This is a genomic window from Sphingobium sp. RAC03, assembly GCF_001713415.1.
In the GTDB taxonomy this organism is placed as follows: Bacteria; Pseudomonadota; Alphaproteobacteria; order Sphingomonadales; family Sphingomonadaceae; genus Sphingobium.
The window spans coordinates 1695968-1707889 of sequence record NZ_CP016456.1; the positions used below are offsets into that span (position 1 = coordinate 1695968).

At 64.6% G+C, this 11922-nt stretch carries 11 protein-coding genes; 8 read left to right on the forward strand and 3 right to left on the reverse strand.

Annotation, left to right across the window (positions count from 1 at the left end; translation table 11 throughout):
• The first annotated feature begins 87 nt into the window (after window positions 1–87).
• From BSY17_RS12750 to BSY17_RS12775, 6 genes are all read left to right on the forward strand, one after another.
• On the forward strand, window positions 88–1251 hold the full coding sequence (locus tag BSY17_RS12750; protein WP_069065782.1) for a phosphoserine transaminase: 1164 nt from the start codon (window positions 88–90) through the stop codon (window positions 1249–1251).
• A 131-nt stretch (window positions 1252–1382) separates the two neighbouring features.
• A complete protein-coding gene (gene serA, locus BSY17_RS12755) occupies window positions 1383–2963 on the forward strand; it encodes a phosphoglycerate dehydrogenase (RefSeq protein WP_069065783.1) in 1581 nt (526 codons plus the stop codon).
• 57 nt (window positions 2964–3020) lie between these two features.
• Entirely contained in the window at window positions 3021–3404 is a 384-nt protein-coding gene (locus BSY17_RS12760) for an endonuclease domain-containing protein (protein ID WP_255245582.1), read from the forward strand.
• Between the two features lie 3 nt (window positions 3405–3407).
• Window positions 3408–4538, forward strand: a complete 1131-nt coding sequence (locus BSY17_RS12765; RefSeq protein ID WP_069065784.1) for an ATP phosphoribosyltransferase regulatory subunit — start codon at window positions 3408–3410, stop codon at window positions 4536–4538.
• Between the two features lie 132 nt (window positions 4539–4670).
• The gene (locus BSY17_RS12770; protein WP_069065785.1) at window positions 4671–5960 is read left to right on the forward strand and encodes an adenylosuccinate synthase; all 1290 of its coding nucleotides are present in this window, start codon (window positions 4671–4673) and stop codon (window positions 5958–5960) included.
• Window positions 5961–5965: 5 nt separating this feature from the next.
• Window positions 5966–6145 carry a hypothetical protein gene (locus BSY17_RS12775; protein ID WP_037474787.1) on the forward strand — a complete coding sequence of 60 codons (180 nt, stop codon included), beginning with the start codon at window positions 5966–5968 and terminating at the stop codon, window positions 6143–6145.
• 87 nt (window positions 6146–6232) lie between these two features.
• Here the strand turns inward: BSY17_RS12775 and BSY17_RS12780 are convergent, their stop codons facing one another.
• Entirely contained in the window at window positions 6233–7483 is a 1251-nt protein-coding gene (locus BSY17_RS12780) for a dicarboxylate/amino acid:cation symporter (RefSeq protein WP_069066958.1), read from the reverse strand.
• A gap of 216 nt (window positions 7484–7699) precedes the next feature.
• Here BSY17_RS12780 and BSY17_RS12785 point away from each other — a divergent pair, with 216 nt between their 5' ends.
• Window positions 7700–8584 (forward strand): bestrophin family protein, encoded by an 885-nt coding sequence (locus BSY17_RS12785; RefSeq protein ID WP_069065786.1) that lies wholly within the window; start codon window positions 7700–7702, stop codon window positions 8582–8584.
• Window positions 8585–8637: 53 nt separating this feature from the next.
• Here BSY17_RS12785 and BSY17_RS12790 read toward each other — a convergent pair whose 3' ends face one another.
• Together BSY17_RS12790 and BSY17_RS12795 are read right to left on the reverse strand one after the other, a co-directional pair.
• Complete coding sequence (locus BSY17_RS12790; protein WP_069065787.1) at window positions 8638–10215, reverse strand: peptide chain release factor 3; 1578 nt, start codon at window positions 10213–10215, stop codon at window positions 8638–8640.
• Between the two features lie 124 nt (window positions 10216–10339).
• Entirely contained in the window at window positions 10340–11224 is an 885-nt protein-coding gene (locus tag BSY17_RS12795; RefSeq protein ID WP_069065788.1) for an aldose 1-epimerase family protein, read from the reverse strand.
• 121 nt (window positions 11225–11345) lie between these two features.
• On the opposite strand from BSY17_RS12795, the gene BSY17_RS12800 reads away from it, so the two are divergent.
• Window positions 11346–11885, forward strand: a complete 540-nt coding sequence (locus tag BSY17_RS12800) for a hypothetical protein (RefSeq protein WP_069065789.1) — start codon at window positions 11346–11348, stop codon at window positions 11883–11885.
• The last annotated feature ends 37 nt before the right edge of the window (window positions 11886–11922 follow it).

Consider the following 11922-nt stretch of genomic DNA (forward strand, 5'->3'; position numbering starts at 1 on the left):
ATCCTTGACAGGCCCGCCGAAATCTCTAGGGCGATCGACGGGCCACGCGGTCCCAACGCCGCGCTGCTCTCTGTAAGGAGACGCTACATGACTGATTTGACTGCCGTTGACGCCACCATTGCGCGCGCTGAAAAGCCCGCCACCCGTCCGGCCCGCCCCTTCTTTTCTTCCGGTCCCTGCGCCAAGCCACCCGGCTGGAGCGCCGACAAGCTGGCAACCGACTCGCTCGGCCGCTCGCACCGCGCCAAGATCGGCAAGACCCGCTTGGCCTATTGCATCGACCTGATGCGCGAATTGCTCGGCCTGCCCGACACCCACCGCATCGGCATCGTACCCGGCTCCGACACCGGCGCGTTCGAAATGGCGATGTGGACGATGCTCGGCGCACGCCCCGTCACCACGCTTGCCTGGGAAAGCTTCGGCGAGGGCTGGGTGACGGACGCGGCGAAACAGTTGAAGCTCGACCCCACCATCATCCGCGCCGACTATGGGCAACTGCCCGATCTGGATGCCGTCGATTTCAGCACCGACGTCCTGTTTACCTGGAACGGCACCACGTCCGGCGTGCGCGTGCCCAATGCCGACTGGATTCCCGCCGACCGCGAAGGCCTGACCTTCGCCGACGCGACGAGCGCGGTGTTCGCCTATGAGGTCGACTGGACCAAGATCGACGTCGCCACCTTCTCCTGGCAGAAGGTGCTGGGCGGCGAGGGCGGCCATGGTGTGCTGATCCTCGGCCCCCGCGCGGTCGAACGGCTCGAAACGCATACGCCTGCCTGGCCGCTGCCCAAGGTGTTCCGCCTGATGGCCAAGGGCAAGCTCGCCGAAGGCATTTTCAAAGGCGAGACGATCAACACCCCCTCCATGCTGGCGGTCGAAGATGCGATCTTCGCGCTGGAATGGGGCAAGTCGCTGGGCGGGCTGCAGGGCCTCATCGCCCGCTCGGACGCCAACGCCGCTGCGCTCGGCAAGATCGTGGCAGACCGCGACTGGCTCGGCCATCTTGCGCTCGACGAAGCGACGCGCTCGAAAACCAGCGTCTGCCTGACCGTCGCGGGTGCCGACGAAGCCTTCATCAAGGCCTTCGCCGCCCTCCTCGAAAAGGAAGGCGCAGCCTTTGACATTGCGGGCTATCGCGATGCCCCGGCGGGCCTTCGCATCTGGTGCGGCGCGACCGTGGAAACGGCCGATATCGAAGCGCTGGGTCCGTGGCTCGACTGGGCCTACGCGACCGTGAAGGCTGCCGCTTAACTTCTATTTTTACTGTCATTCCCGCGAAGGCGGGAACCCATCTCCCACCCTGTCGACAGGTGCAACGTCGGGAGATGGATCCCCGCCTTCGCGGGGATGACGGACGTGATTTTTCCAAAAGGATCAAATCCATGCCCAAAGTCCTTATTTCCGACAAGATGGACCCCCGCGCCGCCGCAATCTTCCGTGAACGCGGCGTGGAAGTCGATGAAATCACCGGCAAGACGCCCGAAGAACTGATCGCCATCATCGGCGACTATGACGGCCTCGCCATCCGCAGTTCTACCAAGGTGACTAAGGCGATCCTCGACGCCGCCACCAACCTCAAGGTCATTGGCCGCGCTGGCATCGGCGTCGACAATGTCGACATCCCCTATGCCAGCGCCAAGGGCGTGATCGTGATGAACACCCCGTTCGGCAATTCGATCACCACTGCCGAACATGCCATCGCGCTGATGTTCGCGCTCGCCCGCCAATTGCCCGAAGCCAATGCCCAGACGCAACAAGGCCTGTGGCCCAAAAACGGCTTCATGGGCGTGGAAGTTACAGGCAAGACGCTGGGCCTGATCGGCGCGGGCAATATCGGCTCGATCGTCGCCAGCCGTGCGCTCGGCCTCAAGATGAAGGTCGTCGCGTTCGATCCCTTCCTGACGCCCGAACGCGCCATCGAAATGGGCGTGGAAAAGGCCGATCTCGATACGTTGCTCGCCAAGGCGGACTTCATCACGCTGCACACGCCGCTGACCGACCAGACCCGCAATATCCTGAGCCGGGAAAATCTGGCCAAGACCAAGAAGGGGGTGCGCATCATCAACTGCGCGCGCGGCGGGTTGATCGACGAAGCCGCTCTGAAGGACGCGCTCGATTCGGGCCAGGTCGCGGGCGCCGCGCTCGACGTGTTCCAAACCGAACCGGCCAAGGACTCGCCGCTGTTCGGTACGCCCAACTTCATCTGCACCCCGCATCTGGGCGCATCGACCGACGAAGCGCAGGTCAATGTCGCGCTGCAGGTCGCCGACCAGCTGAGCGACTATCTGCTCGACGGCGGCATCACCAACGCGCTCAACGTGCCGTCGCTGTCGGCCGAGGAAGCCCCCAAGCTCAAGCCCTATATGGCGATCGCCGAAAAGCTCGGCAGCCTGGTCGGCCAGCTTGAAGGCGATGCCATCACCGGCGTTGCCGTCGAAGTCGAAGGCCATGCCGCCGAATTGAACCAGAAGCCCATCACCGCCGCCGTTCTCGCTGGTCTGATGCGCGTCTATTCGGACACGGTGAACATGGTCAACGCGCCCTTCCTCGCCAAGGAACGCGGCCTCGACGTGCGCGAAGTGCGCCATGATCGCGAAGGTGCCTATCAGACGCTGATCCGCGTCACCGTGACCACCGAAAATGGCGACAAGTCGGTGGCCGGCACGCTGTTCGGCCCCACCAGCCCCCGCCTCGTCGAACTGTTCGGCATCAAGGTGGAGGCCGATCTCGACGGCACCATGCTCTATATCGTCAATCAGGACGCGCCCGGCTTCATCGGTCGTCTGGGGTCGACGCTGGGCGAGGCGGGCGTCAATGTCGGCACCTTCCACCTCGGCCGTCGCAACCAGGGCGGCGAAGCCGTGCTGCTGCTCTCGGTCGACGGCACGGTCACCGAACCGCTGCGCTGGGAAATCTGCAACCTGACCGGCGTGAAGCAGGTCAAATTGCTGCGCTTTGCGTAAGCAAGCCTGAAAAGCCCTCTCCCCTCCGGGGAGAGGGTTGGGAGAGGGGGAGCAACGGTGCGGCTGGATCCCACACTGAAGCAGCGTGCCAAACATATGCGCGCCAACCCCACCCCCGCCGAACAAAAGCTATGGCTCGCCCTGCGTGCCAACCGCTTCGAAAATCAGCAATTCACGCGCCAGACGATTATTGCCCCCTATATCGTTGATTTCGCCTCAAAGGCCGCGCGCCTCATCATCGAAGTTGATGGGGATACACATTCCGCCAAAGATCGCTATGACGCCCGACGAACCGAGTTTCTGGAATCGCTGGGCTATACTGTGATCCGTTTTGCCAATCCCGATGTCATGCACAATATCGAGAGCGTGTTGGGCGTGATTGCGCAGGCGTTGCATACTCCCCCTCTCCCCAACCCTCCCCCCCAAGGGGGAGGGAGCTAAGGTATGACCATGATCCCGCCCGGCCTTCTTCCCGAAGGATTATCCGACCGCCTGCCGCCCCAGGCCGAAGCCTCCGCGCGCCTCGCGCGCCGCGTGCTCGATACGGTGGCGACCCATGGCTATGAGCGAGTCATGCCGCCGCTCGCGGAATTTGAGGACACGCTCACCCAGCGCCTCAAATCCATGCGCGCGCAGGATCTGGTCCGTGCGGTCGATCCCGTCTCACAACGCAGTCTGGCGCTCCGCCCGGACATGACGGCGCAGGTCGGCCGCATCGCCGCCACGCGCCTCGCCGCCGCGCCGCGCCCCTTGCGCCTGTCCTATGCCGGGCCGGTCATCCGCCTCAAGGCCAATCAGTTGCGTCCGGAGCGCGAGAAATTGCAGGTTGGCGCTGAACTGATCGGCACGGACAGCGTCGCCGCCGCGGTCGAAATCGTCAATGTCGCGATCGAAGCCTTGCAGGCGGCAGGCGTCACCGGCCTCACCATCGATTTCACCCTGCCTGACTTGATCGACATGCTGGCCGCCGGGCCTCTGCCACTGGCGGCTGGCGAACTGGAAGCGGTGCGTACCGAACTCGACGCCAAGGATGCCGGTGCCCTCGTCGCGCTTGGCCCGCAGGCCGCCGCCTATCTGCCCCTCATCGAAGCGACCGGCCCGTTCCACGCCGCGATGGAGCGCTTGGAAGCCTTTAACGCAAGCCTGGGCGGCGCGATCGACAGCCGCATCGCGGGCCTACGCGCCATCGCCAAGCCGATCGGCTGGGATATCACGCTGACGCTCGACCCGACCGAACGGCATGGCTTCGAATATCAGAACTGGTTCGGCTTTTCGATCTTTGCAGAAGGTTTCATCGGCGAAATTGGCCGGGGCGGCAGCTATGCCATCTGCCACGCCAATGGGCAGGACGAACCGGCCATGGGCTTCTCGCTCTATCCCGATCCCTTGATCGACGCAGGCTTTGGCGGCGAAACGCCCAAGCGCCTGTTCCTCCCGCTGGGCGCCGATGCGACCCGCGCCGCCGAACTGCGCGGCGAGGGCTGGCACACCGTCGCGGCGCTGGTCGGGGACGAGGATGGCGCGAAGCTGCGCTGCTCCCACTGGCTCGACGGCACGGAGCTTCGCCCCTTCTGACTTGACTTGAGGGCCGCGGCAGGGCTAACCGCCGCGCGAACAGGGCGGCTTTGCGCCCAATCGATCCTACCGGCATGCCGAGTCCCGTCGAAGGGCATGGCCGGTCCGCGCGGCGGGCGGAGATCTGTATCCATGGCAAATGTAACCGTAATCGGCGCCCAATGGGGTGACGAGGGCAAGGGCAAGATTGTCGATTGGCTCTCGGAGCGCGCCGATGTCGTCGCCCGTTTCCAGGGCGGTCATAATGCGGGCCACACGCTCGTCGTCGGCGAGAAAGTCTATAAGCTCTCGCTGCTGCCGTCGGGTATCGTACGCGGCACGCTCAGCGTCATCGGCAATGGCGTGGTGCTGGACCCCTGGCATTTTCGCGATGAAGTCGCGAAATTGTCGGCGCAGGGCGTCACCATCACGCCCGACAATCTCCAGATCGCCGAAACCTGCCCGCTGATCCTGCCCTTCCACCGCGACCTCGACGGGCTGCGTGAAGATGCGAGCGGCGCGGGCAAGATCGGCACCACCCGGCGCGGCATTGGCCCTGCCTATGAAGACAAGGTCGGCCGTCGCGCCATCCGCGTGTGCGACCTCGCGCATCTCGACGATCTTGGCCCGCAGCTCGATCGCCTGACCGCGCATCATGACGCGCTGCGCACTGGCTTTGGCGAACCGCCAATCGACCGCGCCGCGCTGATGGCGGAATTGACCGAAATCGCCGACTTCATCCTGCCCTTCGTCAAGCCGGTTTGGCTGACGCTCAACCGCGCCAAGGCGGCGGGCAAGCGCATCCTGTTCGAAGGCGCGCAGGGCACGTTGCTCGACATCGACCATGGCACTTATCCCTTCGTCACCTCGTCCAACACCGTGGCGGGCGCGGCGGCGAGCGGAACGGGCCTTGGCCCCAATGCGGCCGGTTTCGTGCTGGGCATCGTTAAGGCGTACACCACCCGCGTCGGCTCCGGTCCGTTTCCGACCGAACTGGAGGACGCTACCGGCCAGCGGCTGGGCGAACGCGGCCATGAATTTGGCACCGTCACCGGGCGCAAGCGCCGCTGCGGCTGGTTCGACGCCGTACTGGTGCGCCAGTCGGTTGCCGTCTCCGGCGTTACCGGCATCGCGCTCACCAAGCTCGACGTGCTGGACGGGTTCGACACGCTCCAGATTTGCGTCGGCTACAAGATTGGCGACCAGACGTTCGACTATCTGCCCGCCCATGCGCAGGACCAGGCCAAGGCCCAGCCGATCTACGAAAGCATCGAAGGCTGGCACGACACCACAGCGGGCGCGCGCAGCTGGGCCGAATTGCCCGCGCAGGCGATCAAATATATCCGCCGGATCGAAGAGCTGATCGGCTGCCCGGTCACGCTCGTCTCCACCAGCCCAGAGCGCGAGGATACCATCCTCGTGCGCGATCCCTTCGCGGATTAAGCGCGATGGCCGAGAAGTTCGAACGGCACCGGCAGCCCTGGACCCAGGACGAAATCCAGAAGCTGCACACGCTGGCCAAGAAGGGCATGGGGCTGAAGGCCATCGCCAAGGCGCTGACCCGCACCGAGGAATCGACCAAGGCCCGCGCCAAGGAAGACGGACTGAACATCGCTAAACTGCGGTGACTCCGCTGTTCCCCGGCGGAGGCCGGGTTCCAGTCCCGTGGTCAGAACAGGGTCAAGGCGTTCGCCGGTCACCGCCTTTCGGCAAGGTTACGAGGCAACGGGGGGCGTTTCCTCCTCGCCCGCCGCGATCACCGTCGCCGCGACCAGATCGCCGGTGACGTTGAGCGCGGTGCGGCACATGTCGAGCAGCCGGTCGACACCCAGCACCAGCCCGATGCCTTCGGGCGGTATGCCGACCATCCCCAGGATCATCGCCACCACCGGCAGCGATCCGGCGGGCACACCCGCCGTACCGACGCCGCCCAATATGCACATCATCATCACCATGACCTGCTGCGGGATGCTCAGCTCAATGCTGAAAAATTGGGCGAGGAAGATCACGGTGATCCCCTCGAACATCGCCGTGCCATTCTGGTTGGCGGTCGCGCCGATGGTGAGGACGAAGCGGGCGATGCGGCGTGGCAGGCGCAGATTATCCTCCGCCACGCGGAGCGCCGTCGGCAAGGTCGCATTGGAGGAGGCGGTGGCAAAAGCCATGACCGTCGCCTCCTGCACGTCAGCGAAGAAGCGCAGCGGTGACCGTTTGGCGATGAAGGCGATCAGCAGCGAATAGACGCCAAACATCTGGATCGCGAGCGCGAGCAGCACCACACCGACATAGGCCGACAACCGGATCAGCAAATCCCAGCCAAATTGCGACGCCAGATTGAACATGAAACAGGCGATGGCGATCGGCGCGAGGCGGATGACCAGCCCCATCAGCCGCATCGTCACCGCCAGCACGCCCTCCATCGCGGTCAGCAGCATCTGCGTCTGTGGCGTCCGCACCAGCACCAGGCCGATGCCGAAGAAGAGCGAAAAGACCATCACCGCCAATATGTTATTGCCCGCCATGGCCGCGATGATGTTGTCGGGCACGATCGCGATGAAGGCATTGATCCCCTGCGGTGCGTCGCTGCCCCGGCTCAATATAGCCTGCGCTCCCGGTTCCGCATCACTCAGCATCGCGCGCGCAGTGACAGGATCGATGCCCGCGCCTGGCCGCAACAGGTCGACCACCAACAGACTGACCGCCACCGCGATGGCCGACACGATGAAGGTATAGACAAGCGTGCGAAGCCCGACGCGCCGCAACGCCCGAATCTCGCCCATTTCCGCAATCCCGACGATTAGTGCCGATACCAGCAATGGGATAACCAGCATGAACAACAGCCGCAGGAAAATCTGGCCGATCGGCCCGGTGACATAGGTGGTGACGCCCATGACCCAAGGGGCATCGGGTGCGGCCATATAGACAGCGAGGCCCGATAGCAGGCCGATGCCGAACCCCGCGAGCATCTGCCATTGCAGCGATAGCGCTGCGCTTTTCCGGCCGGTTTCGGTGCCTGTCGTGGGTGTCGTGCCGGTCAATGGTTCATCCTTTTGGGCTACCGTTCCGGGTCAACCACTCGGTCGGGGTGCCGGTTGCACGACTTTCCAGTCATTGCGCTATGGTATCGAGGGAGCTTTTACGCGCCTCTCGCGTTGGCGCGGTCCATTCTCCCGGAGACCCCCATGATTGTCGATCCCGTTCCTTCCATGCGGCGCATGGCCTCCGAAGTCTGGAAACCGCTGACGATATTGTTCGTCTGGGACTGCGTCGTCACTCTCACTTATTATGTACTGCCCTTCAAGGCACCCTCGCTGCCGCTCACCATCTTCGGCTCGGCGCTGGCCCTGTTCCTCGGCTTTCGCTCGAACTCGGCCTATCAACGCTGGTGGGAAGGGCGGGTGCTGTGGGGCGCGATGATCAACGCCTCGCGCAGCCTTGCGCGCGCGACCCGCAATTTCCTGCCCGATCCCGACGGCCGCGACATGAAGCGGGAGATCGTCAAGCGCCAGATCGCCTATGTGAACGCGCTGCGCTGCCAGTTGCGGCGGCAACCTCTCGATGAGGATGTTACGCGCTTTCTGGAGGAAAAGGACAAGGGGCTCGCGCTCGCGCGGACCAATGCCGCCAACGGCCTGCTCGACAGCACCGGCCGCCGTATCGACATGGCCCGGCGCGCAGGCTGGATCGACACGATCCAGCAGACACAGATGGAAGCGGTGCTGGTCGATATTGCCAATGCCCAGGGCGGGATGGAGCGGCTCAAGAACACACCGTTGCCCGTGCAATATCGCTACCTACCGACGATATTCACCCATCTTTTCTGCATCTTCCTGCCGATCGGCCTGGTCGAAACGCTGGGCCTCGCCACCCCGCTCGGCTCGACCGTGGCAGGCCTGATGTTCCTCGCCGTCCTGCGCATCGGCGACGATCTGGTCGATCCCTTCGCCAACACCGTCCACGACGTATCGATGAGCGCGATGTGCCGCACGATCGAGATCGACCTGCTGCAATCCATCGGCGACCCCGCCCTGGAACCGTTCAAACCGGTCCGCGGCTGTCTATGGTGATGGCGGTCGGCAACGGCACCAGCTTGCAGTCACGCGGGTAATCGCAAGCCGCCTTACCGCTCGCGGGTGGCGCTGAAGGTGACTTTGGGGTGGCGTTCCTGCTGGTAGCCGATGTCCCAGGCGCTTCGGGCCATGAAGACGAGATTATCGTCGCGGTCCTTGGCCATGTTGGCATTGTTGTAAGACACCATCTCCTTGATCGCCGCGTCGTCGCCGCCGATCCAGCGGGCCGTGTCGAAGGGTGAGGCTTCCAGCACGGCGGCGACCTTATATTCGGCATCAAGCCGCGAGATCAGCACTTCGAGCTGGAGCTGGCCGACGACGCCGACGATCCATTGGCTGCCGATTTCGGGATAGAAGACCTGGATCACCCCCTCTTCGGACAGATCGTCCAGCGCCTTGCGCAACTGCTTGGTCTTGGTCGGGTCTTTCAACTGCACCCGGCGCAATATTTCGGGCGCGAAATTGGGCAGGCCAGTGAAGCGCAGGCCGGGCTTCTCCGACAGCGTATCGCCGACGCGCAGCGCGCCATGATTGGGAATGCCGATAATGTCGCCGGGGAAGGCCTCGTCCGCAAGTTCGCGATCCTGCGCGAAGAAAAGGATCGGCGAGTGGACGGCGAGCGGCTTGCCGGAGCCTGACGGCGTCAGCTTCATGCCGCGTTTGAACTTGCCTGAGACGAGGCGCATGAAGGCGATGCGGTCGCGATGCTGCGGGTCCATATTGGCCTGCACCTTGAAGATGAAGCCGGTGACTTCGCTGGCGTCGGGTTCGACCGCGGCGGGTTCGGCCGGTTGCGCGCGCGGCGGCGGCGCATGGGCGGCGAGCGCGTCGATCAATTCGGTGACGCCGAACAATTTGAGCGCCGAGCCGAAATAAACGGGCGTCAGGTCACCCTGCCGATAGCGGTCGAGGTCGAAGCTGGCATAGCCGCCCTGCGACAATTCCGCTTCCTCGCGCAGCCGTTCGAGCGCGCGGGGGGAGAGGAAGTCGGCGAGTTTGGGGTCGTCCAGGCCGGTGAATTGGTGGCGGGTGCCATCAAATTCCTTGGATGGGCCGGTCGGCTGCATCAGCCGGTTGGTGGCGAAGTCGTAAATGCCTTCAAACTCGCCGCCCATGCCGACCGGCCAGCTCATCGGGCAGACGTCGAGCTGCAACTGGTCGGCGACCTCGTCGAGCAGGCCGAAGGTTTCGCGGCCTTCGCGATCGACCTTGTTGACGAAGGTGATGATGGGCAGGTTGCGCAGGCGGCAAACCTCGAACAATTTGCGCGTCTGCGGCTCGATGCCCTTGGCCGCGTCGATGACCATGACGGCGCTGTCGACGGCGGTCAGGGTGCGATAGGTATCTTCGGAGAAATCCTCATGCCCCGGCGTGTCGAGCAGGTTGAAGGTGATGGTTTCGCCATCGCGCGTCCGTTCGAACGTCATGACCGAGGAGGTGACGGAAATGCCGCGCTGCTGCTCGATCTTCATCCAGTCCGACCGGGCGCGGCGGTTCGCCCCGCGCGCCTTGACCTCACCCGCCAGATGGATCGCGCCGCCTTCCAGCAGCAGCTTTTCCGTCAGCGTGGTCTTACCGGCGTCAGGGTGGGAAATGATCGCGAAGGTGCGGCGGGATGGGATGGTCATGCGAGTCAATCTATCTGGTTCGTCATCCCCGCGCAGGCGGGGATCCATCTCCTGACCGGGCAGGAGGAGGCGGGGTTGGGAGATGGGTTCCCGCCTACGCGGGAATGACGGAAAAAAATAGGGGTCAGTCTTGGGTCAGCGTCACGTCCATGCGGAAGCTGCGGGCGTGGCCGGGGGGGAGGGCCATGATGCCCTGCTTGGCCCAGACGTCGCCCTCGAACCCGACCAGGTCCGCCATTCCGGCCCAGGGTTCGACGCACAGATAATGCGCGCCGGGCTTTTGCCACAGGCCAAGCCAGGGGGTGTCGGGGAAGTCGATTTTGAGGCGCGGCTGGCCGGGGACGCCCCAGAGGAGCGATCGGCTGGCGAGGTCGTCCCAGATCAGCGCGTCGCCCGCGAACATGTCATGGGTGGGGGCGAGGCTGTCGCCCTCGACCGGGGTGGCCGCGTGCTCGTGGGCGATGAGGCCGGGTTCGTCGCCGACTTTGCGGATCGGCGCGGGTTCGGGCGCTTCAAAGATGATGCGATGATCCTTAACGCCGCCGCCATAGGGCAGCGGCCAGGCGAAGGCGGGGTGATAGCCAAAGGCGAAGGGCATGACCCTGTCGCCCCGGTTGGCGACGGTGGCGGTCATATGCAGCGTGGCGTCGGTCAGCGCGAACGCCATGTCGAGGCGGAAGTCGAAGGGGTAGATGGCGCGGCTGGCATCGTCCGCCTCCAGCCGGAATAGCGCGCTGTCGTTGCCCTGCTCCACGACCGCGAAGGCGCTGCGGCGGGCGAAGCCATGTTGCGGCATGGGATAGGTCTGCCCATCGAGCCGATAGACATCGCCGCGCGACCGGCCGACGAAGGGGAAGAGCAGGGGCGCATGCCCGGTCCACCAGCGCGGATCGGCATCGGTCATCAGGTCGCGGCCCTCCGCGTCCCGAAGCGACCAGAGTTCGGCCCCCAGCGGGTTGATGGTGGCGGACAAGGCGGGCGAGGCGATGGCGATAAGGGCGTCGGACAAGGGCGGCTCCTGGGCTGTCCCGCCTCCCATAGCGGTGCGGCATGGGCCTGTCTGCCCCGGCAATCGTTTCGTCTGGGAACTGAAACCCCTGGTCGCTGGTTTGGCGATCGGGAGAAATATCATGAAATCATTTATCGCTGCTGCCACCCTGTCCCTGCTGTTGTCGGGGACCGCGCTGGCGCAGGACAAGGACAAGCCAAGGGACGATACGCTGGACCGGGCGGGCGAGATTGCCAGCCAGCCGGTGCGCGACATCGGGCTTGAGAAGGACGAAATTCCGCCGGTGCTGCTCAAGGCGGTCGAGAATCCCTATGCGACGCCGCCGTCGCGCACCTGCACCGGATTGAACCGGGGGCTGGGCGAGTTGAACGCGGTGCTGGGCGATGATTTCGTCGCGGGCAAGGATGCGAACGAGAATCGCACCGGCAAGATCGCGTCTGCCGTTGGCAAGACCGTGGTCAATTCGCTGATCCCGTTCCGCGGGCTGGTGCGCGAGATCAGCGGCGCGGCTCCGGCCGAGCGGCGCTTGCAGGCGGCGGTGACGGCGGGAATTGCGCGGCGCGGCTATCTGCGCGGGCTGGCTTCGGCCAAGGGCTGCAAGATCGCCCCGATCGCGCCGCCGGTGGTGGCGAAGCCCAAGAAGGACGACGATAAGAAGTAAGCCGTTTCGAGACCGTTCCCCGGCTTCCGCCGGGGAA